This window comes from Hornefia butyriciproducens (assembly GCF_009695915.1).
GTDB classification, from domain to species: Bacteria; Bacillota; Clostridia; order Peptostreptococcales; family Anaerovoracaceae; genus Aminicella; species Aminicella butyriciproducens.
Map to the genome: position 1 here is coordinate 41,892 of NZ_VUMZ01000005.1, position 22,882 is coordinate 64,773.

The 22,882-nt window shown below is 53.4% G+C and carries 20 protein-coding genes; 18 read left to right on the forward strand and 2 right to left on the reverse strand.

Annotated features, from left to right (window positions below; all coding sequences use genetic code 11):
* The first annotated feature begins 14 nt into the window (after positions 1-14).
* From atpD to FYJ64_RS06460, 8 genes are all read left to right on the forward strand, one after another.
* Positions 15-1,421, forward strand: a complete 1,407-nt coding sequence (gene atpD / locus FYJ64_RS06425; RefSeq protein WP_154574387.1) for a F0F1 ATP synthase subunit beta — start codon at positions 15-17, stop codon at positions 1,419-1,421.
* Positions 1,414-1,674: a hypothetical protein gene (locus tag FYJ64_RS06430; RefSeq protein ID WP_075713369.1), complete on the forward strand. Its 261-nt coding sequence runs from the start codon at positions 1,414-1,416 to the stop codon at positions 1,672-1,674. Before atpD ends, FYJ64_RS06430 begins: the two co-directional genes overlap by 8 nt.
* The gene (locus tag FYJ64_RS06435) at positions 1,671-3,188 is read left to right on the forward strand and encodes a Y-family DNA polymerase (RefSeq protein WP_154574388.1); all 1,518 of its coding nucleotides are present in this window, start codon (positions 1,671-1,673) and stop codon (positions 3,186-3,188) included. Before FYJ64_RS06430 ends, FYJ64_RS06435 begins: the two co-directional genes overlap by 4 nt.
* Positions 3,185-3,430: a hypothetical protein gene (locus FYJ64_RS06440; RefSeq protein ID WP_154574389.1), complete on the forward strand. Its 246-nt coding sequence runs from the start codon at positions 3,185-3,187 to the stop codon at positions 3,428-3,430. The genes FYJ64_RS06435 and FYJ64_RS06440 overlap by 4 nt, the downstream gene beginning before the upstream one ends.
* The gene (locus tag FYJ64_RS06445) at positions 3,418-4,788 is read left to right on the forward strand and encodes an MFS transporter (RefSeq protein ID WP_154574390.1); all 1,371 of its coding nucleotides are present in this window, start codon (positions 3,418-3,420) and stop codon (positions 4,786-4,788) included. Before FYJ64_RS06440 ends, FYJ64_RS06445 begins: the two co-directional genes overlap by 13 nt.
* 176 nt (positions 4,789-4,964) lie before the next feature.
* Positions 4,965-6,023, forward strand: a complete 1,059-nt coding sequence (locus FYJ64_RS06450; RefSeq protein ID WP_154574391.1) for an ABC transporter permease — start codon at positions 4,965-4,967, stop codon at positions 6,021-6,023.
* 2 nt (positions 6,024-6,025) lie between these two features.
* Positions 6,026-7,204 (forward strand): ABC transporter permease, encoded by a 1,179-nt coding sequence (locus FYJ64_RS06455; protein WP_154574392.1) that lies wholly within the window; start codon positions 6,026-6,028, stop codon positions 7,202-7,204.
* Positions 7,205-7,879, forward strand: a complete 675-nt coding sequence (locus tag FYJ64_RS06460) for an ABC transporter ATP-binding protein (RefSeq protein ID WP_206045565.1) — start codon at positions 7,205-7,207, stop codon at positions 7,877-7,879.
* Positions 7,880-7,891: 12 nt separating this feature from the next.
* Here FYJ64_RS06460 and FYJ64_RS06465 read toward each other — a convergent pair whose 3' ends face one another.
* Entirely contained in the window at positions 7,892-8,224 is a 333-nt protein-coding gene (locus tag FYJ64_RS06465; RefSeq protein ID WP_154574393.1) for an ArsR/SmtB family transcription factor, read from the reverse strand.
* A gap of 143 nt (positions 8,225-8,367) precedes the next feature.
* On the opposite strand from FYJ64_RS06465, the gene FYJ64_RS06470 reads away from it, so the two are divergent.
* The 10 genes from FYJ64_RS06470 (at position 8,368) to buk (ending at position 20,725) form a co-directional block, all read left to right on the forward strand.
* Entirely contained in the window at positions 8,368-9,765 is a 1,398-nt protein-coding gene (locus FYJ64_RS06470; protein WP_154574394.1) for a sigma-54 interaction domain-containing protein, read from the forward strand.
* A 306-nt stretch (positions 9,766-10,071) separates the two neighbouring features.
* Complete coding sequence (gene ord, locus FYJ64_RS06475) at positions 10,072-11,133, forward strand: 2,4-diaminopentanoate dehydrogenase (RefSeq protein ID WP_075713390.1); 1,062 nt, start codon at positions 10,072-10,074, stop codon at positions 11,131-11,133.
* Between the two features lie 171 nt (positions 11,134-11,304).
* The gene (ortA, locus tag FYJ64_RS06480; RefSeq protein WP_154574395.1) at positions 11,305-11,604 is read left to right on the forward strand and encodes a 2-amino-4-oxopentanoate thiolase subunit OrtA; all 300 of its coding nucleotides are present in this window, start codon (positions 11,305-11,307) and stop codon (positions 11,602-11,604) included.
* Positions 11,604-13,010: a 2-amino-4-oxopentanoate thiolase subunit OrtB gene (ortB, locus tag FYJ64_RS06485; protein ID WP_154574396.1), complete on the forward strand. Its 1,407-nt coding sequence runs from the start codon at positions 11,604-11,606 to the stop codon at positions 13,008-13,010. Before ortA ends, ortB begins: the two co-directional genes overlap by 1 nt.
* 123 nt (positions 13,011-13,133) lie before the next feature.
* Positions 13,134-13,505, forward strand: coding sequence for an ornithine aminomutase subunit alpha (locus tag FYJ64_RS06490; protein WP_075713396.1), 372 nt, complete (start codon positions 13,134-13,136; stop codon positions 13,503-13,505).
* A 1-nt stretch (position 13,506) separates the two neighbouring features.
* Complete coding sequence (gene oraE, locus FYJ64_RS06495; protein WP_154574397.1) at positions 13,507-15,759, forward strand: D-ornithine 4,5-aminomutase subunit OraE; 2,253 nt, start codon at positions 13,507-13,509, stop codon at positions 15,757-15,759.
* Between the two features lie 195 nt (positions 15,760-15,954).
* Complete coding sequence (locus tag FYJ64_RS06500; RefSeq protein WP_154574398.1) at positions 15,955-17,691, forward strand: GlmL-related ornithine degradation protein; 1,737 nt, start codon at positions 15,955-15,957, stop codon at positions 17,689-17,691.
* A 21-nt stretch (positions 17,692-17,712) separates the two neighbouring features.
* Positions 17,713-18,804 (forward strand): ornithine racemase Orr, encoded by a 1,092-nt coding sequence (gene orr, locus FYJ64_RS06505; RefSeq protein ID WP_154574399.1) that lies wholly within the window; start codon positions 17,713-17,715, stop codon positions 18,802-18,804.
* Entirely contained in the window at positions 18,791-19,639 is an 849-nt protein-coding gene (locus tag FYJ64_RS06510) for a deoxyribonuclease IV (protein ID WP_154574400.1), read from the forward strand. Before orr ends, FYJ64_RS06510 begins: the two co-directional genes overlap by 14 nt.
* A 33-nt stretch (positions 19,640-19,672) precedes the next feature.
* Entirely contained in the window at positions 19,673-20,725 is a 1,053-nt protein-coding gene (gene buk, locus FYJ64_RS06515; protein WP_206045566.1) for a butyrate kinase, read from the forward strand.
* Positions 20,726-21,026: 301 nt separating this feature from the next.
* Here buk and FYJ64_RS06520 read toward each other — a convergent pair whose 3' ends face one another.
* On the reverse strand, positions 21,027-22,661 hold the full coding sequence (locus FYJ64_RS06520; protein ID WP_154574402.1) for a phosphohexomutase domain-containing protein: 1,635 nt from the start codon (positions 22,659-22,661) through the stop codon (positions 21,027-21,029).
* Between the last annotated feature and the right edge of the window lie 221 nt (positions 22,662-22,882).

Here is a 22,882-nt window from a genome sequence, read left to right on the forward strand (position 1 = left end):
GGAGGGAAGATAATTTGAATACAGGAATCATACATGAAATTATCGGACCGGTAGTCGATATCAAGTTTGATCCGGATCATCTTCCGGAGCTGCTGAATGAAATAAAGATCAGGCTGAATGACGATACCGTCATCGTGGCGGAGGTTGCGCAGCATAAAGGAGACGATGAGGTCAGATGTATCGCGCTCTCTTCTACTGACGGTCTTGCCAGAGGTATGGAAGCTGTAGATACGGGCAACCCCATCGAGGTTCCGGTCGGCGATGAAGTCCTGGGACGTCTGTTTAATGTTCTGGGCGAGCCCATCGATGAGAAGGGACCGGTGGAAAGCAAGATGCGCAAACCGATCCATCGGCCTGCTCCGCGGTTCGAGGACCAGGATACGTCGTCACAGATGTATGAGACCGGGATTAAGGTCATCGATCTGATTGCGCCGTACACCAAAGGCGGTAAGACCGGACTGTTCGGCGGCGCCGGCGTCGGAAAGACAGTTCTGATTCAGGAGCTGATTAATAACATCGCGACGCAGCACGGCGGAATCTCTGTCTTCGCCGGCGTCGGAGAGCGCACCAGAGAGGGAAACGACCTCTATGGTGAGATGACGGAATCCGGCGTCATCAAAAAGACCGCGATGGTATTCGGGCAGATGAACGAGCCGCCCGGGGCCAGAATGCGTGTGGCGCTTACCGGTCTGACCATGGCTGAGTATTTCCGCGATGAGGAGAAGCAGGACGTGCTTTTGTTCATCGATAATATTTTCCGTTTCACACAGGCAGGCTCCGAGGTCTCAGCGCTGCTGGGGCGTGTGCCCTCTGCGGTGGGATATCAGCCGACACTGGCCAATGAGATGGGTGCGCTGCAGGAGAGGATCACATCCACAAAAGACGGATCTATCACCTCCGTGCAGGCGGTTTATGTACCGGCAGACGACCTGACGGATCCGGCGCCGGCAACCACCTTCGCGCATCTGGACGCCACGACGGTACTGGATCGCTCTATTACGGAGCTGGGAATCTATCCGGCAGTGGATCCGCTGGCCTCTACGTCCCGCATTCTGGACCCGCTGATTGTCGGCGAAGAGCATTATGAAGTCGCCCGTCGGGTGCAGGAGGTTCTGCAGAAGTACAAGGATCTTCAGGACATCATCGCGATTCTCGGCATGGACGAGCTGTCGGAGGATGACAAGCTCACAGTGTCCCGGGCCAGAAAGATCCAGCGTTTCCTGTCGCAGCCGTTCACGGTCGGAGAGCAGTTTACCGGAATCCCGGGGAAATACGTTCCCGTGGCTGAAACTGTCCGGGGATTCCGCGAGATCCTTGACGGTGAGCACGACGATATTCCGGAGGAGCTCTTCCTTTTCGTCGGCGGTATCGACGAGGTCGTAGAGAAGTGGAACGCACAAAAGGAGCAGAACAATGGCTAGCACGAAGCTGGAGATTCTGACGCCGCAGGATATGTTCTATTCCGGTGAAGTCGAAAGTCTGACGGTGCAGACCCTCAGCGGTGACGAGGGATATCTTCCCGGGCATGTGTGGTGCCGCAAACTGCTGAAGGAGGACGGGAAGATCCGTTTTCGGGAGGCAGGATCCGCGGAAACAAAGACTGCATACATTAAAGGAGGTTTCGTTGAGATCCGTGATATCTTCACGGTGTATTCGGAGGATGCTTCTTATTGAAACGAACCTATATTGCGATTGATCTGAAATCGTTTTACGCCTCGGTGGAATGCCGGGAGCGCGGGCTTGATCCGCTGACCACGAATCTTGTGGTGGCGGACGCCGCCCGAACAGAGAAAACAATCTGCCTTGCCGTATCCCCCTCCCTGAAATCCATGGGAGTGCCGGGACGGGCAAGGCTGTTTGAGGTAATTTCCGTCATGAGGCAGGTCAATGCCCGCCGCCGTGCTGCGGCAGGCGTCGGTCTGAAGGGAGAGTCTTCGGATATCGAAGAACTTGCTGCTGATCCTGAGCTGAAGGCGGGCTGGATTACGGCGGTCCCACGTATGGCGCTGTATATGGAGTACAGCAGCCGCATTTATGATATCTATCTGAATTACGTGGCGGCAGAGGATATTCATGTCTATTCCATCGACGAGGTCTTCATGGACGTAACGGATTATCTTCCACTCTACGGAATGACGCCGCATCAGTTTGCCCGGGCGATTATTGATGAGGTTCTCGCGCAGACCGGTATTACCGCGACAGTGGGAATCGGTCCGAATCTTTTTTTGTGCAAGATCGCCATGGATCTCGAGGCCAAGCACTGCCCGCCGGATGAAGACGGCGTGCGGATTGCCGAGCTGGATGAGATGAGCTATCGCAGAAGCCTGTGGGAGCACAGGCCCCTGACGGACTTCTGGCGGGTCGGCCCCGGATACGCCCGCAAGCTGGCGTCTGTGGGGCTTTATACTATGGGGGATGTGGCCCGCTGCTCTCTGGGCGCACCCGGCGAGTTCTACAACGAGGATCTGCTGTATCGCCTGTTCGGCGTCAACGCGGAGCTTCTCATCGATCATGCATGGGGATGGGAGCCCTGCACCATTGCGGATATCAAGGCGTACCGGCCGCGAACGGAGAGTGTCGGCACCGGTCAGGTTCTGCAGTCTGCCTATGAGGGGGAAAAGGCGAGGCTTGTGGCCTGGGAGATGGCGGATCAGCTGGCGCTGGATCTGGTGTCCAGAGGACTTACCACAGATCAGATTGTGCTCAATGTCGGCTATGATATTGAGAATCTGCAGAACCCGGTGCTTCGGGCGGCATATAAGGGGCCGGTGACGACGGATCACTACGGGCGGCAGGTTCCGAAGGCGGCGCATGGAACCATCAGTCTCGGGGATGCGACCTCCTCCACAAAGGATATTCTGGAGGCGTCGATGACGCTTTACGACCGCATTGTGGATCCGCGGCTGCTGGTGCGGCGGATCACAATCACGGCGGGTCATGTGGCGCCGGAGCAAACAGAGCCGCCGGCGCCGGAACCGGAGCAGCTGGACATGTTCACGGATTACGCCGCCAGAGAAGAGGAAGCGCGGCAGAGACAGGCGGAACGGAGCCGTGAGAAGAAGGTTCAGAAGACGATTCTGGAGATTAAGGGGAAATTCGGGAAAAACGCGATTCTCAAGGGTGCGAACCTAGAGGAGGGCGCTACGGCGCAGAGCCGGAACAAACAGATCGGAGGGCACAAGGCGTGAGCAGATACGACGACATTATCGGGCTTCCTCATCATGTGTCGAGCCGTCATCCTCATATGTCCATGAAAGAGCGGGCGGCGCAGTTTTCACCTTTTGCGGCGCTGACGGGCTACGGGGATACAGTGAGGGAAACGGCGAAGCAGCATATTCGGGAGACTGAAGAGAAGAACAGTAACAGTACGCTGATGGATGACGAATATGAGATTCATCTGGAGGATATGAAAGAATTATGGAACGACTGAGCATGAAGGATAAACTGGGATACGGGTCGGCCTCGCTGGCGGACTCGCTCTCGTATAATTTCATCGCGACATATTTCATGTTCTTTCTGACGACCGCGGTGGGCATCCGGCCGGCGACGGCGGGAATGATCACTGTGATCGGAGCGGTCTGGAACGGTTTTATCAATCCGGTAATCGGGTATTTCGCCGATCATATACGGACCTCACGGGGCCGCCGCCGGCCTCTGATTTTGTTTTCCTCGATACCGCTTGCGCTGACGCTGCTGTTCGCATTCACAGACTTTCCCTTTGTTTCCGCGGAGGGAAAGCCGTTTTACTACGGGATTCTGCTGATGCTGTTCTGGCTCAGCTATACCGGGTTTCTGGTGCCGTATCTGGCGCTTGCCTCGGAGTACACGACGGACTATGACCAGAGGACGATCCTGCGGTTCTTCGCGTCCATGTTCAATATGGCGGGAGCGCTGGTAAACTTCCTGATTCCTTCGGTGGCGGTGGAATGGCTGCAGGATGCGGGCGTTCCGCTGTCTCTTGCCTGGAGTCTGGTGGGAGGAATGGTCGGTGCGGTCTGTTTCATTTCAATCCTTCTGACGTTTTTGTCGTCAAAGAAAAAGGATCCGCCCTGTGTGGATTCCGGCGCTCGCCCGGGGTTTAATCCTGCGGATGTTTTTCGGGAGTATGTTTCTCTGTTTACGCTGGGACCCATCCGGCAGCTGATTGTTGCCAGCATTGCCACTCTGATCTGTTACAGTATCATGCTTGCGGATATGGTATATTTTCTGACATATAATATGAAGTGTACTGCGCTTCAGATGTCTTTATTCATGTCTCTGCGGGCGGTATTCGGGATTCTGCTGATTCCGCTGGTGGCAAGACTGACCGTTCGGTTCGATAAGAGGGGAGCGTTCGGGCTGCTCTCTGTAATCGGCATAGCCGGCATGGTGGTTCTGAGAATGACCGGCGTCGGGTCTACAGGCGGAATCATCTGCTATATGCTGATGGTTACTCTTTGTACGGCGATCTACTGGAGTCTGATGCCGTCGATGTATCTGGATGTCTGCGACTATGACAGGCTGAAGACGGGAAAGCGGCGGCAGGCCACAATTGTTTCGTTTCAGGGGCTGGTGGAGGCTGTGTCCGGAGGAATCGGCACCATGCTGCTGGGGTTTCTGTTACAAAATGCAGGGTTCGACGGCGGCGCGCCGGTACAGACAGCGTCCGCCTGCGAGTGGATATTCAACTGCACAACGGTAATTCCCGGCGCGTTCCTGGCAATCGCGATTATCGCCGTGTGGCGGTATCCGCTGACCCGCTCCGTCCATCGGGAAATTATGGAGAAAATCGGAGAGACCGGGGAGTAAGGCAGTCGGACTTAGACGGGAATTTAATGAGCAGATACTGATTAAAAGGGAACCGAGGTCAGCATATTTGGAAATGCCTTAATATTGACAATGCTATATATACACTGTACAATAAAGAGCAAAGTGTTGGAGTTCCGTAACAGAAGTACAATTATAATTGGGTATATCTCTAGACTATGCGAGGGATTTTCTACAAGTCGAAACTGATTTTTACAATTTTCGTTGCAGTCGCTGTGCTGTTTACACTGGCGGGGGTTTCCTTTGCTGAACAAAGAAAGAATGCCAGGCCGGCTGACTTTCTGTCGGATCAGTTTGTCGTGTTTGAAATATATAATGCGGCGAATTTTACAGAGCAGGATCTGCTGCGGATTATGGAGCGGAACTGTGGCGACGGAGGTTTTCTGTGTATGAAAAAGTATACGGCGAAAGAAGGCTGCTCTATATATTTCAGTCCAGGGATGAACTGCAAAATCAGGGTTACAGAGGGCAGGTCCTTTTCCCGGAAGGATTTCGACGAAGGGAAAAATGTCGCCATTGTGACCGGTGACCGGCAGAATCAGCCATCCCATATCTCTGTCAGCCAGAAAAGATACGATGTGATCGGAAGCTGCTCCTCGCAAAGGGCAGGACAGGCTTCCGACTGGTTCATCAATATGAATGCAGAAAATCTGAAGAATAAGAGAGTGTACGGCTACTATTTTTTCGATACCGACAGGCAGGACTGCCTTGGAACAGCAAAGAAAATTGCTGGAGCTGTGAAGGACGCCTGCCCCACAGCATCAGTGGCGGCAGAAAAGGGAATGAGCAGAATCGGGCGGGGTATGCGGCCGGAAAAGACAAATTATACGAATATGCTGGGATTCCTTATCGCTACGGCTGTCCTTGTTTTGCTCAATTCCTTTTCTGCGTGTTATTACTGGCTTGAGACACGGAAAAAAGAAATTGCGATTCGGAAGATGGCGGGAGCGCGAGGCAGGAATATCGTTGCATGGCTCTGCAGAGAATACGTCGTAATTCTGTTGCTGGCCTTTTTTACCGGTGTGGTGCTGTCTGAGTTATTCCTGCGGATTGCAGTATATCTGCCTGTGGCAAATTCCGTTGAACTGATGTTTGGAACGCATATTTCACTGCCGGGCACACTGTCCGGGATGGCGCTGCTTGCACTGATCGGTGCAGTTGTCATCACTGCGACTCTGAAGCGGTTCGGCAGAAATGCGATTGCGAGTAGATTATAGAAATGAGAAGAAATTTTTTTACATTCTTTTGGCAGGATATAAGGCGGAACCTGCTTAATTACCTTGTCATTCTGGTTCAGATCGTTCTGGCTGCGGTGGTTTTGTGCTATGCGCTGACACTGGCCTGTAACGGATGGGTTGCGACGAAGAAGTTTGAAAACCTCAACGACAGGAGCAGCATATATAAGCTGTCTGCGGATCTCGAAGAATCGGAAATGGACGAACTTTCCAACAGCAGGGCAGAAGCCCGTGCCCTGTATCGCCTTATTCAGGATATGTATGCATCAGACAGCCTGGAATGTGTGACAGCCGATGACTCTATGGATTTTACCTTCGGAAAACACCGGAAGGAGTATGCCGGACTCGACAAAAAACTGCGGGTTCCAAGTGATAGAACGGTTTCGGTAGATATGGCGGTTGTCAGCAGCAATTTTTTTCGTTTTTTCGGGATAAAGGGGAAGTATGATCTGCGCCCGGAAGGGAAGCGCCAGTCGCTGATACTGGGAAATGACTTCAGAAAATACTATCGTGTCGGAGATGTCCTTCATGATTCAGTTGATGATGAATATGTTGTGAAGGGGTTTCTTCCGAAAGGCGCGTACTATGTGAATCCATTTGAGAAGAACGAACCATTTTATCTGGATCGCTATTTTATCACCGCTGTTCTCCCGCAGCGCGATGACGCCATGGGGTCGTTTATCACCGTCATGAGTACTTTTGTTGTTGAAAAAAAGAAGAATGCGCTCCATGAGATGATGAGCAGGGAAAGCATGAAGAAACTGGATTTTCTCTACACGGAAAACTATACTGATGAGATCCGGGAATCCGTCACGGATATTCTGAACAGCGTAATGACGATGGCTTCAATCGCGGTCATTATTCTTATCTTTTGTTCCGTAGGACTCATCGCGAATTTACTGCATTTTATGGAAAGCAGCATGAAGGAGTTCGCCGTCAATATGCTGTGCGGGGCACGGCGCAGAGATATTATCCTTCGTCTTGTCGCGCAGGTTGGAAGTATGACCGTAATTGCAGGCTTTGTAACGCTTTTCGTATGGCAATTCTCAGGACTGGCAGTGGTGACGCTCCTTATTCTGGTGATTTATGCATTTATTGCGCTGGCTTATCCAGTCCGTCAGCTGAAGAAAATCGAAATAATTGAAATCATAAGGAGAAAATAGGTGGCATACAGTATAGAAATTGATCAGATCTGCAAGACGTACCGCGGGGTGGGCTATGAGGTAAAAGCGCTCCGGAATGTATCGATGAAAATCAATACGGGAGAGATGACTGCAGTCGTGGGTACCTCTGGTTCCGGAAAAACAACGCTGCTGAATATTCTGGGGCTCATCGATTCACCGGATTCCGGGACATATCGGCTGGGAGACATTGATACAGGAGAGTGTACGGAAACTGAGCGTGCGGGCCTCAGAAATTCCAGACTGGGGTTTATTTTGCAGGAATTTGCGCTAATCGACCGATATACTGTGGAGCAGAATATAAAAATCCCTCTGCTTTACTCCAACGTTCCGAAAAGGGAGTGGAATATGAGAATTGATGCGATGCTGGATAAGCTGGGAATAGCAGAGAAGAAAAAAAGGCGGCCGGCAGAATTGTCGGGAGGGCAGAAGCAGCGAGTGGCAATCGCACGAGCACTGATCAGTCAGGGAGACGTGATATTGGCAGATGAACCGACAGGAGCGCTGGATTCCCGAACTTCATTAGAAATAATAGATCTGTTCCAGAGGATTAAAAGCGAAAATAAAACAATTGTTCTGGTAACGCATGATCACGATATTGCAGCCGAATGCGACAGAATTCTGCATATTGAAGACGGCAGATTATATGAAGATTGACGCCTCGGGGAGCTACAGCACGCTGAATTTCCGTGTTGCGTCGATGTATCTGGCGAGAACGCCCAGATTAGCGTAGAAGTAGGAGAATTTCTCGACCCGGCGGACCTCCACCAGCCCGGATTTGACAAGCCGCTTCATGTGCTGGGAGATTGTGGCCTGCGCATAGTCAAAAACCTGCACCAGATCCTTGGTGCAGACAGGCTGCATTTCCTTATTACAGTGCATGATGTAGCGGAACAGCGCCAGACGGACAGGGTGCGCCAGAGCATCTGAAACGGTTGCGATCAGCTCTGTATCTAATCCCTGAAGTTCCTCACTGACACCTTTGTCTCTTCTGATTCTCATGAATGAGTATACCTCCCCGGCGAAAAAACGCCATATATCAATATACAGGATTTCTGCGTCAATTTCAACCTCTCCGATAGGTGCAAAAATATTTGCATTCAAGCGGGAAATAGTGTAAAATACAGGTAGCGGAGGTATCAGGAATGGACGCAATGTGCTATAAAAAAATAATCGAGGAACTGATCGATCTGATCGACGAGGGCGTTTACATCGTGGACAGCGACGGTGTCGGTCTCTTCTACAATGAAGAGATGGCGGAAAATGAGAAGATTAACGTTACCGATGTTATCGGAAGGGATTTTCACACGGCATTCCCGGGAATCAAGCTCAATGAAAGCACCATGTACCAGGCCCTGCACAAAGGGATCGCCACGAGGAACAAGCAGCAGACCTATACGAACCTGTACGGAAAAGAGGTCACAACCGTCAACAGCACCGTACCTGTAGAGCTGGACGGCCAGCGTATCGCCGCGATTGAAGTGGCCCGTGACATCACCAATATCCGTTCCCTGAGCGACACCATTCTTCAGCTGCGGGAGGACAGAAATCCCCCGGAAAAGGCCGCCAAGGCCAGTATCAAACGCTACAATTTCAACGATTTAGTCGGAGAAAATCTGCGTTTCCGAAGCGTCGTAAACAGAGCCAGGAGAGCGGCCGGGAACAACGCCTCAGTGTTCATCTATGGCGAGACGGGAACCGGCAAGGAACTCTTCGCACAAAGCATTCATTACGAGAGCCGGCGGAAGGACAAGCCGTTTCTGGCACAGAACTGTGCGGCTCTACCGGAATCCCTGCTGGAAGGAATTCTTTTCGGGACGGCCAGAGGCGGATTCACCGGAGCCGTTGATCGTGCGGGACTGTTTGAACAGGCTAACGGCGGAACGCTTCTGCTTGATGAGCTCAGTGCTATGCCCTATGATCTGCAGAGCAAGCTTCTGCGTGTGCTTCAGGAGGATTACATCCGCCGTGTCGGTGGAACAAAGGATATTCCCATCGATGTCCGCATCATCGCAACCGTCAACGAAGCGCCGGAAAAACTGATTGCGGAGGGTCTTCTGAGAAAGGACCTCTATTACAGACTGAATGTCGTGGGAATTTCCATTCCTCCGCTGCGGGAGCGTAAGGATGACATTCCGGTTCTGGTGGATTCCTTTCTTGAGAAATATAACAAAAAATATGACAAGCAGATCTGGATGGTGTCAGAGAACGCTCTCCAGAGACTCTGTGCCTACAACTATCCGGGAAATGTACGGGAGCTGGAGAACATCATCATTCAGTCTGTGGCCATGGCGGAAACGGAACACGTTCTGACGGAGCGTCTGCTCCAGATGCCGATTCATGTCGATGAGATCGGCCGGAGCGCGGAGAAGTGGGACGGACGTGCGCCCCTGAACGAATATATGGCAGAAATGGAGAAGATGATTATTCAGGGCGCATTGATCGACGCCGACGGAAATGTGACGAAGGCCGCCGCGATGCTGCAGATCAAACGGCAGACACTCCAGCATAAGCTGAAGAAGTATGGACTGACCCCACAATAGCAAAAATATTTGCAGAAAAAGAGCAAAAATATTTGCATCGAGCAAAAAGCAAATGACAAAAAATTACAGTATTTTTCTGATAATTCATAATTTCGAAAGATATATTGTGGTTTTAAAGGGTTTTTCTTTGTAAAACCACTTTTTTTTGTATAAAATTCTTGAAGACTGTATTGTGTATACAAGAATTGCGTTGGCATAAGGCTTGCTTTGTACTATAGGCACGGGATTGTTTCCCTATGGGGTGCCGTAAGGCAGGCCATTTCGGATAAGGTTAACTATTTGTTATGAAGAAAAGGAGAAAAGCAAATGAAAAATGTACAGGTAATCCTTTGGGGATTAGGCGCTATGGGCGGCGGAATCGGAAAAATGCTGGCAAAGAAAAAGGGCGTTGATATCGTTGGCGGAATCGACATCGGCGACAAGATCGGCAAAAACCTCTATGACGTCGTTCCCGGCATTGAGCAGGGCGACAGACCGGACGTTATCGTAGGAACTCCGGAAGACGTCATCAAGCCGGGCGCTGCAGACATCGTTGTCGTTTGCACAAATTCGTTCACAAAGGATGTTTACGAGAAGCTCGTTTTCGTTATGGAGCGCGGCATCAACGTGATCACCTCCGCAGAAGAAATGGCATATCCGCAGGCACAGGAGCCTGAACTGGCGAAGAAACTGGATGAATGCGCCAAGAAGAACGGCGTTACCGTACTGGGAACAGGAATCAACCCGGGCCTCATCATGGACCTGCTGGTCATCCTCTGGACCGCGGCCTGCGAGGATGTGAACCACATCACCTCCAGAAGAGTCAACTCTCTGTCACCGTTCGGACCTGCCGTTATGGAAGAGCAGGGCATCGGTATCTCTGTTGAGGACTTCAACAAGAGAAAGGCAGAAGGAACGATGGCCGGCCACGTCGGATTCGCAGAGTCTGTCGGCATGATGTGCGAAGCTCTGGGCTGGAAGCTGGATGAGTTCGGACAGGACATGGAGCCGATCGTTACAGATGTAGACAGAAAGTCCCCGTATGGATTCGCTCCTGCGGGCAGCGTTGCAGGTGTTGCCATGAAGGGCTGGGGAATCATCGACGGCGAGAGAAAGATCGATATGGATCATCCGCAGCAGATCGAGCCTGAGCAGGTTGGCGTACACACCGGTGACTATGTCATTCTGGATTCTGTACCGCCGGTCAACATGGCTAACAATCCGGAGATCGAGGGCGGCATCGGAACCATGGCGATGATCATGAACTGCATTCCGCACGTAATCAATGCGAACCCGGGTCTGAAGACCATGATCGACATCCCTGTTCCGCATGCAATTATGGGCGACTTCAGAGATCAGATCGACGAAGAGAAAAAACTGGTTAAATAAGAACCGCAGTGTCCTGACTCCGGTGACGGCCGGAGAAGCAGGAACAGAGCTGTCCCTTCGGCGGCATGCTCCGGCGAAGGAGGAACGGACGCGGACAAAAACACAAAATATCTGGGCGGGACGGGAAGCCGTTTCCCGCTCAGTCATTCATGAAAAAAGGAGAACCAAGCAATGGCAAAAAAAGGAGACTGGGTACGTATTCACAGTATCGTTCTCAAGGCCGAAGAAAGAACCGGAAAGATCCCGGAAGATACGCAGAAATGCGATCTGGAAATGTGGACCAAAGGGAGTCTTCTGGCTGATGCAGAGATCGGCGATACAGTTGAAGTAGAAACAGCGGTGGGCCGTATTGAGAAGGGCACACTGATCGAGGTAGGCCCCTACTACACCCACAGCTACGGAAAATTTGTTCCTGAGATTATCGAGATCGATAAGCAGCTGCGTAAAATCACGAGAGGAGGGGACAAATAATGGCACTGGCGAAAGATTATGATTCCGTAATGGGAAGATCCAATGAAATTCAGAAGAAGGCGCTGGGTCTTGACTATGAGAAATATGAATCCGGTTCCATCGCCTTCGATTATGAAGCCCTGATGAAGGATACAGGATATACGCTGGACGAGATCACCAAGATTCAGTCCAGAACCGCGGTAGGAAACACACCGCTCATCGAGCTGAGAAACATCAGCAAGCTGGCGAGAAAATACGCGAAGCCGGGCTACGGCGCAAGAATTTTTGCGAAGGATGAGGCTGCTAATGCTTCCGGAAGCTTCAAGGCCAGAAGAGCCGCATGTGCAGTGGCACACGCCAAGAAGCTGGGCTACAAGGGTGTTATCGCCGCAACCTCCGGAAACTACGGTGCGGCAGTTGCGTCCCAGGCGGCGATGCAGGGACTGGACTGCATCATCGTTCAGGAGTGCTATGACTCCAACGGAGTCGGACAGCCGGAAATTGTAGAGAAGGCAAGAAAATGCGAAGCCTACGGCGCAGAGGTTATTCAGCTGACTGTAGGACCTGAACTGTTCTACACCTTCCTGTCCGTTCTGGAGGACACCGGATATTTCAATGCGTCTCTGTACTCCCCCTTCGGTATTGCCGGAATCGAGACTCTGGGTTACGAGATCGCGATGCAGTGCCGCGAGAGAGTGGGCAAGGATCCGGATATGGTAGTCTGCACCAACGCGGGCGGCGGAATGATGACCGGTACGGCGAGAGGTCTGCTGAAGGCGGGCGCTGTTGATACCAAAATGGTCGCGGCGTCCATCGATCTGACCGGACTGTCCATGGCTTCCGACAAGCAGTTCAACCTGAAGTCCTGCACCACCGGACATACCGGATTCGGCGTTCCTTACGCGACTGATCCGGATCACTCCGACGTTCCGAGGAGTGCGGCGAGACCGCTGCGTTACATGGATCGTTACGTTACGGTCAAGCAGGGCGAGGTTATGTACATGACAGAAGCTCTGGCACAGCTGGAGGGAATCGAAAGAGGACCTGCGGGCAACACAGCGCTGGCCGCGGCGTTCTCCCTGGCACAGGAGCTGCCGGAGGATGCAGTTCTGGTCATCAGTGAGACAGAGTATACCGGAGCCGGAAAACACATCCAGCCGCAGCTGTCCTTCGCGAGAGACAACGGCATTGAAATCAAGTTCGGAAATCCGACTGAGGAAGACAAGCCGGGCGTGAACGTCGTTCTGCCGGCAGACCCCGGTCTGATCCAGTGCCACGACGCAGATCTGCACCACTTCAGACAGTCCCTGATCAGAAAGGCTGTCAAAAAGGCGGGCGGTGTAACGCCGACAGATGCGGATCTTCAGTTCCTCGCAGAGGAGACCAAGACCGATGTTGCGTTCGTAAAGGAGACGCTGGGACTTTAATGGATATAACGCCTGTCTCCGTCGGGAACGTCGGAGGCAGGCATATATTGGAAGACCGACACTCATAACTGGGCGCCCGTTTCACCGACAGAGGGCGGGGCTCAGGGAAAGGTAGAAAAGAGAATGATAAGAGAAGACGATTTTGAAAAAAGAAGAGTTGAAAAAGGTATCGCCGATCTTACAGACGAGCAGCTGTACGACAAGTTCTGGGAGCTGTGCACACAAGTTGTGGATCCGCTCATCGAGCTGGGCAGAAAGAACACGACTCCTTCCGTAGAGAGAGCCGTTCTTCTGCGTATGGGAGTATCCTCCCTTGACACACAGAAAATCGTAGAGGGCGCTATGGACAGAGGCCTTATGGGTCACGGCACCGGCCACATCGTCTACAGAATTTCCAAGGACAAGGGAATTTCTATCCGCGAAGCTTCACAGGCATTGGCTCAGGGTGAATACTGGGATGATGCAGTAGCTATTTTCGGCAAGGAGGAGAAGTAAGATGGCAGATATGGTACTGAATAAGAATGAAAAACTGGACGTAAGAGAAATCCTGAAGGATCTCGAAAACTACGCCCCGAGAAGACATGGATGGCACTGGAGAGAGCCGGCCCCGAATCTTGAGATGGGACCCTTCACGTTCCACGACATGTCCAAGCCGCTGAAACAGAGCATCGGCCTTCCGCCGGCGAAGTTCTTCGGCGACATCGATCCGCAGCCGCAGCCGGTCATCACCACAGAGATCGCTTCCGGAAGATTCGAGGACGATATCAGAAGAATGAGAATGGCGGCATGGCACGGCGCTGACCATATCATGGTTATCCGTCATATGGGCCAGTCTCATATCGACGGCCTGATGGAAGGTACTCCCCAGGGAATCGGCGGCGTTCCTATCACCAGAAAACAGGTCAGATGCCAGAGAAAGGCTCTGGATCTCATCGAGGATGAGGTCGGCCGTCCGCTGAACTACCACTCCTACGTATCCGGAGTAGCCGGACCGGACGTTGCGGTCATGTTCGCAGAGGAGGGCATCAACGGCGCTCACCAGGATCCGCAGTATAACGTTCTGTACAGAGACATCAACTGTGTAAGATCCTTTGTTGACGCCTGCGAATCCAAGAAGGTTCTGGCATGGGCAGAGATCCTGCAGATCGATGGTGCGCACAATGCGAACGCTACCGCTAGAGAAGCATGGAAGGTTATGCCTGAGCTGATCGTGCAGCACGCCATCAACTCCCTGTTCTCGGAGAAGGTCGGAATCAAGCCGGAGAACATCTCCCTGTCCACCGTACCGCCGGATGCGGCTCCTGCCCCGGCGATGTACCTCGACCTGCCTTACGCGGTCGCGCTGAGAGACATCTGCGGCAGATACAAAATGAGAGCCCAGCAGACAACCAAATACGTCTGCTCCTCCGTCAGAGAAGCGACGGTAACACACGTGATGAACATGGTCATCTCCAAGCTGACCAGCGCGGACATTCAGTCCACCATCACACCGGACGAGGGAAGAAACGTTCCCTGGCACATTTACAACATGGAAGCCATCGACAACGCCAAGCAGGCCTTCGTATACATGGACGGCTTCAACGAGCTGGTTGAACTGAAGAAGGACGGACCGCTCCGCGAGATGGCGAGAGAGATCAAGGAAAGAGCGACACTGTTCATGGAGGAGATCGTCGAGGTCGGCGGTTACTTCAACGCAGTTGAGCAGGGATTCTTCGTTGATTCTGCGAAATACCCCGCCAGAAACGGTGACGGAATTGCCAGAAAGATCAAGGGCGGCGTCGGCTACGGATTCATCTTCCCGAGAGAGGATGACTACATGGCTCCTGTTACGGCGCACTTCGGATACAACAACGTGGAGCAGTACGGCGGCGACCCGGAGAATCCGAGCGCGCTGATCGGCGGCTGCACATTCGAGGACAGAAGCAAGATCGTCTATATCGACGAGCTGGATGAAGTCGACAACGTCAACGTGAGACTTGAGAAGGTCAAGAAGTATCTTGACGGCGAGGCGATCAAGCCTGAGATGGAATGGTGCGGAGACGGCGTCGTCATGCTGACCATGATGGTGCCGGCGAACGTGAGAACCGCAGAGGCTACCGGTCTGCAGATCGCGGAGAAGATGGGTCTGGATTCACCGGAGGTCATCTCCAAGGAAATCATGCACCCGGCCGAGGGTACAAGAATCGAGATCAAGGGCAAACTGACCTTCGATGTCGATCCGAAGTCCCTGGTACTGCCTCCGCCGCCGCATCATCTGCCGGATGAGGTTCTGTACAAGGAATTCAAGGATCATCACATGAGAGTCGTCTGCGGAACCGTCGGTGACGACGAGCACTCCGTCGGACTCCGTGAGATCATCAACATCAAGCACGGCGGAATCGAGAAATGGGGAATCGAGGTTAACTACCTGGGTACCTCAGTACCGGTAGAAAAACTGGTAGACGCGGCAGTCGAGCTGGATGCTGACGCAATCCTGGCTTCCACGATCATCTCTCATGACAACATCCACTACAAGAACATGAAGAGGATCAACGAGCTGGCCATCGAAAAGGGTATCCGCGACAAGGTTATCATCGCGGCAGGCGGAACACAGGTATCCCCGGAGGATGCACGCGCCACCGGAATCGATGAAGGCTTCGGAAGAGACTCCCACGGTATCGACGTAGCGACATACCTCTGCGAAGAGGCGATGAGACGCCGCGGCGAACTGCCCCCGGGAGGACACCTGAAGGGCATCGACGAAGACTGATAACTGCAGCGCCGGCGTAAAAGACGCGGCACAGCGGGTAAGGCTTTGTACGAATACAGCAGATACACCGGGGCGGGCATGAACCCGTCCCGGATTTTTTTAGAGCAGAGCTTTCACAAAGCAGGCAAAGAGCAAGCAAACGGAGGAATCTGCGGGAAACCGGCAGATCATCAGGACATTGGAGGACAGAAACAAATGAATGTAGACGTATTGGTAGCGGAAATCGGATCCACAACGACAGTGGTCAACGCATTCACGGATCTGGATACCGATCATCCGTGCTTCTGGGGGCAGGGTCAGGCACCGACTTCTGTACTCGACGGAGACGTGAGGGTCGGACTTCAGGGCGCTGTCGACGACCTTTGTAAGAACAAAGGAATAAGCAGCATTGAATACGGACAGATGCTGGCGACTTCTTCCGCGGCCGGCGGACTGAAGATGACCGTGCACGGACTGGTTTATGATATGACAGCCAAGGCTGCGAAGGAAGCGGCGCTGGGTGCGGGCGGAATCATTCATTATGTGACCAGCGGACGGCTTCGCCGGACTGACCTGAAGAAGATCCGGGAAATTCAGCCGAATCTGATTCTTATCGCGGGCGGCGTGGATTACGGCGAGCGGGATACCGCACTGGACAATGCCGAGATGATCCGCGGCATGGGACTGAAGGTTCCGGTCATCTATGCGGGCAACGTCGAGAACAAGGAGGAAATCAAACTGATTTTCGAGGACAGTGAGCAGGAGCTGTATATCGTCGAGAATGTGTATCCTAAAATCGATGCGCTGAATGTAGAGCCCTGCCGGAAGGTGATTCAGCAGGCCTTTGAGCAGCATATTACTCATGCACCGGGGATGGAGCACGTCCGCGACATGGTCAGCGGCCCCATCATTCCTACGCCGGGTGCGGTGATGGAGTGTACAAAGGTGCTGTACGACTGCATCGGGGACTTAATCGTTCTGGACGTGGGCGGAGCGACTACGGATCTGCATTCCGTTGCGGTGGAATCGGACAAGGTCGCCAGAATCATGACTTCTCCGGAACCGAAGGCCAAGCGGACGGTGGAGGGCGATCTGGGCGTTTTCGTAAATCGCTACAAGGTAATCGAATCCATCGGTGAGGAAAAACTGAGAGAGGAATGCGAGAATGAGCTCCATATCGATCTTGATAAGACACTGGAGACATACTACGCGATTCCGAAGAACGAGGATGAAATAAAACTGGTTGAGAGGCTGACCCGTGAGGCCGTGTTCCGGGCGACGGAGCGGCACGCCGGACAGCTCCGGTATATCTATGGACCCTCCGGCCGAAGCACTGTGGCAGAAGGTAAAGATCTGACACAGGTCAAATACATTGTGGGAACCGGAGGCGCGCTGACACGGCTGCCACACCGGGTGGAAATCATGGAAGAGATTCCGGGAGAGAATATCACCGGCATGAGGCTGTTCCCGACTGACCACGCAAAGGTTCTGGTGGATAATGATTACATCATGGCGTCTCTGGGCGTTCTGTCCAAGACCAACCGTGAAGCGGCAATTAAGCTGCTGGAAAAGAGTCTTGATTTTGAATTCCCGGAGAAGGTTGAGAATGAGATCTATAAGTCCTCAATCAAGGCGATGGAGGATGTCGAAGCCGAATATGAGGCGAAGAAGAAAAAGGAAGAGGAGTATGCGGAGCACATCCGGGAAATGGAAGAAATGGGCTATGATATGAGCGCGTACAAGGAAGAGGAGCCCATCGGCGGTGCCAATGCCAGAGGTCCGGAGGGAAGCCACCATGATCCCGCCAAGGAAGGCATCGAGGCAGGCGGCGGTCTGCAGCCCGGCTGGAACCGGGAGAAGCAGGAAGACATCTCCAAGCCATGGAACAACTGCAACCGCGAGTGTGACATCTGCACTCATACCCACTGCCCCAACAACCAGAGCAGACGATGAGAATGAATGGAGAGTGAAACGATGTATCCGAAACTGGTAATAGATCTGAAAAAACTGCAGGGTAATCTCGACGCTGTCGCGGAGATTACAAAAGACCGCGGAGGATGTTCGCTGATGATCGTCACCAAGGGACTCTGCGCCGATCCGGAAATGGCCGGGCTGGTGGCGAGGGATCCGAAGGTGGATTACATGGCAGACTCCCGGGTGAAGAACCTGGCAAGCTACGCCGATATGGCGCGTGCCAACGGCAAGAAAACGGTGCTTCTGCGCATTCCGATGCACGATGAGGTGGAGGGCGTCATTCAATATGCGGACATTTCCTTCAACTCGGAGCTTTCCACCATCCGACTGCTGAACGAGGAAGCGGGCAGAGTCGGAAAAGTTCACGACATCGTTCTGATGATCGACCTGGGCGATCTGCGGGAAGGTATCTTTTTCCGGAATGAAGATCTGATCTGGGAGACCGTGGAGGAAATCCTGCAGATGGAGAACATCAACCTCTACGGTATCGCTGTGAACCTGACGTGCTACGGAGCGATTATTCCGAAGTATGACAATCTTTCTCAGCTGGTGGATATCGCAAGGAAGATTGAGGAGAAGTACGACATCCGTCTGCAGATGGTGTCAGGAGGGAATTCCAGCTCGATCTATCTGATCGACAAAGGTGAACTGCCGGAGGGTATCAACAACCTGCGTCTCGGAGAAGCGTTCCTGCTGGGAAATGATACTGCCTACGAGACAGATCTTCCCGGCACGGTCGGCGATACGGTGACGCTGCAGGCGCAGATCGTGGAGCTGAAGGAAAAACCTTCGCTGCCCATCGGCGAGGTCGGAGTGGACGCCTTCGGCCAGAAGCCGTACTATGAGGACCGCGGAATCATGAAGCGTGCGATTATCGCAGTCGGAAAACAGGATACGGATCTGGGCAGCATGACGCCGACGGATCCGCAGATTGAAATCATGGGCGGAAGCTCCGACCATACTATTCTGGACGTTACACACTGCGACAGAGACTACAAGGTCGGGGATGTTGTCACCTTCGAGCTGGGATACGGCGGTATGCTCAAGGTAGCGACCAGTCCCTATGTGGAGAGGGAATATGTCCGCGGATAACAGAATATACCTCGGATGCCATCTGTCTTCGGCAGATGGCTTTGAAGTAATGGGGCGAAACGCCGTGAGCATCGGCGCTAATACCTTCGCCTTTTTCACCCGGAATCCCAGAGGCGGAAAAGCGAAGGACATCGATCCGGAGGATGCGGCCGCCCTTCGGCACATAATGAAGGAGCAGGAGTTCGGCAGACTGGTGGCTCACGCGCCCTACACGCTGAATCCCTGTTCTGCGACTGCCCGCGTCCGTGAATTCGCCCACATGGTTATGGAGGATGACCTCAGACGGATGGAATATCTGCCGGGAAATTATTACAATTTCCATCCCGGCAGCCACGTCGGACAGGGGACGGAAACGGGGATAAGGTTGATTTACAGCCTTCTTAATGATATTATATCTAAAGACCAGACAACCACGGTACTGCTGGAAACCATGGCAGGAAAGGGAAGCGAGGTCGGCAGCAGGTTCGAAGAGCTTGCGCAGATCATAGAGAGAATCCGCATTGACGAAAAGGTCGGCGTCTGCATGGATACCTGCCACGTCAGTGATGCAGGATACGATATTGTCAATGATCTGGACGGCGTGCTGGAAGAGTTTGACCGGATAATCGGATTGGACCGGCTTAAGGCACTTCACATCAACGACAGTATGAATCCGCCGGGTTCTCATAAGGACCGCCATGCGCGAATCGGAGAGGGAACTCTCGGACTGGAAGCCATACGCAAATTCATACATCATCCTGCTCTTGAGGGACTGCCCTGCATACTGGAAACACCGCAGGACAGTATCAGAGGATATGGAAAGGAAATCGCAGTTTTAAAGAGAAAAGGAGATTAGACAGACATGAATGCAAGTGAAGTAAAAGACATTTTGGTAATTAATCCTGGTTCGACCTCGACGAAAATCACGATCTATACCAAGCAGAATACAGAGATTCTGTATGAGAACAACATCGTGCATGATGAGCAGAAGATTCTGGAGTTCCCGACAGTCGCCTCCCAGAAGAACTACAGAAAGGGCATCATTCTGGATGAACTGAATGACAAGGGCTATGATCTTAAGAATCTGACAGCTGTTGTAGGAAGAGGCGGTATGCTGTTCGGCCTGAAGGGCGGCGGCTACAAAATCAACGATAAGATGTATAACGAGATGGCGAGCTCAAAACTCCCTCAGCACGCCTCCTCGCTGGGAGCGCTGCTGGCGTATTCCATCGCACAGCCTCTGGGGATCCCGTCGTTCATCTATGACTCTACCATGGGCTGCGACCTGCTGGATATCGCCAAGGTTACCGGAATTTCCGAAATTGAGAAGTACGGTGCCACGCATCTGCTGAATTCCCGGGCACAGGCGATTAAATACGCTAAGTCCAAGGGGAAGGACTACAAGGAGATGAACTTCATCAACTGCCATATGGGCGGCGGCATTACCGCAAACGCCATGAAAGGCGGAAAGGTCATCGACACCGCAGCCTATGACGACGGCCCGATGGCACCGGAACGCTCCGGCGGCGTGCCCCTGCTTTTGTTCAAGCAGCTGTGCTTCGACGGAAAGCACACAGAAGAGGATATGGAGAAGCTGATCGCAGGCAAGGGCGGACTCTACTCCTATCTGGGAACAAAGGACGCTAGAGAAGTGGAGAAGATGATCGAGGAAGGCGACAGTTATGCGGCCATGGTCTATGAGGCGATGGGCTTCCAGGTGGCAAAGGCGATTGCGGGGCTGTCCTGCGCGCTGGAGGGCAAAGTTGATGTCATCATTCTGACCGGCGGCGTGGCGTATTCTAAATGGCTGACCGAGAAGATCAAGAAGTACTGCGGACACATCGCGCCGATCGAGGTTATGCCCGGTGAGAGCGAGATGGAGGCATTGGCGGCCGGAACGCTGCGGATGCTGACCGGTGAAGAGGAAATCAAAGAGCTGTAGAGGCGGCTTTCTGTGAATTCTCCGTCGGTCTGATACTGCCTTGATGGGCGCTGACAAAGGTCGGTTAACCGCGCCGCGGAGCGCACACCGGAGTGTGCGTTATAGTAACTCAGGGCGGATTTCCTACCACTCAGGCAAAAAAAGACCACTTTCTCCGGAATCTGATTATACTGAAGGTGAAAGTGGTTAAGATAATAACATGAAAACCGGCAGGCGCCAGGCGAAGCCTACCGGTTTTTTCATGCGTGTTTGTCGTATGCCCGCCGAGCGCCTCGCGAAAAACGCGGAACAGCAGAACCGTTTATAATCCGGACGTGTCCAGACCGTCGATGTCTGCGAGACAGCCGGACAGCAGGCGGCGTATCAGGCTGCATCCGCCTGTCTGAGCGGACTCAATGTTCAGCGGCATGATGGGATCGTGAAGAGATTTCCGAAGCAGGAACCATCCGCTGTATGCTCCGCGGTAAGCCACCCGGATTCCTTCATAGTTCGGCTGTACGATTTCCAGAGAGAGTCCTGCGTCCCGGGCGGAGGCAGGATCAGAAGCCCAATGCCGGACCGCTTCAAGCGCACTGTCCGCGCAGGCAGAGAAGTCCTCTGCACTGATGGGCAGGCGTACCTCCTCGGATTCAGCCGGCTCAGAAAGAGCGGCGATGACGGAGGAAATTCCAAGCCCTTTTTTCTTCAGGACAGCGGCGCGGATAACGATGCGGGTCGCAAGGAATGCGCCGTCGTCCAGGAAATAGTTGTCCCGGTAGGCTGCATGTCCGCTGGTTTCGATAGCAAGCTGAGCATCTGTCCCTTCATTGTTTAGTTCGATGGCTTTGTTGATGACATTGCGGTAGCCTCGTCTGAAGCGCAGATGTTTCAGGCCGAGACTGTCCTCCAGATAGGTGTGGAGTTCGTCGCTGGTGACGCTGTCAGTGACCACGGTGGTACCGGGATGTTCGTCCGCGATCAGCGCCGCGGCCATTGCGACGATTCCGTTGCGGCTGATTTCGCGCCCTTCTTCATCCACAGCTGAGGAACGGTCCACATCAGTATCGAAGATAATGCCGAGGTCGCACCGGCTGTCAGTGACCGCGGCACTGATGGATTTCATCGCATCCCTGTTTTCCGGATTCGGGGCGTGGTTCGGGAAGGTTCCGTCCGGCTCCAGGAACTGACTGGCGGATACATCCGCACCCAGAGGAGCCAGAACCTGTTTCGCATAGAAACCGCCGGCGCCGTTCCCTGCGTCCACGCAGATCTTCAGCCCCTCCAGGGGGTGGGGATCGCCGGAGCCGGCCGCAGTTCCGGTTTCGGCCGCTGCATCGGCGCTGCTCGCGGCAGCAGGATCGTCCTTTGTCCCCGCGGCCTTCGCCACGCCTCTGCAGATAAGATCCCGGAGATGCGCTGAATAGATCGCCATCAGATCTGTACCGGCCTGTGTCTGTGAGGCTTGCGCGCTGCCGGTTCCTGCCGGGATCATCCCCAGAATCTGGTCGCTTTCGGCGAAGACGATGATGTCTGTGATGTCGCCCTTGTTCAGACCTCCCGAGGCACTGAAAAATTTCAGACCGTTGCGGTTCCATGGAAGGTGGCTTGCCGTGACCATAACTGCGCCGTCTGCCCGGAATTCATCGAAGACAGTGGACATGAACATCGCCGGCGTGGAGGCCAACCCGCAGTTGAGAACCCGGACGCCGAAGGGAGACAGTGCGTCGCAGAAGGCGGTCGTCAGTGCTTCGCCGGAGAGGCGGGAATCACGTCCTACCGTGACGGTCATCTGAGAGGGAGCCTTGCCTGTCTGCTGTGTCAGCCAGTACAAAAAGCCTTTTGCGAGTCGTTCCACCGCGGTGGGGGTGAGGTTGACCGGCTCACCGGGAATTCCGTCCAGGGCGACGCCGCGTATGTCGCTGCCGTTCTGAAGTTTTTTGAAATCGTAATTGGACATTTTATCTTCTGTATTCCTTTCTCATAGTATGCTGGATGCATGCGGATCTGTTTGCATGTGCCTGCCGCATTCCGCCCCGGCGGGGCGGAATGCCCGCGCTGCGGGAGGGTCATCCGGCAGCGCGGAGGCGCGCCTCCGGGGTACGGGGCGCGCCGGCAGGCACTGCAGATACTTTAATTATATTGAATTCATGCGGTTCAGACAAGGAATTGTTGGCGAAA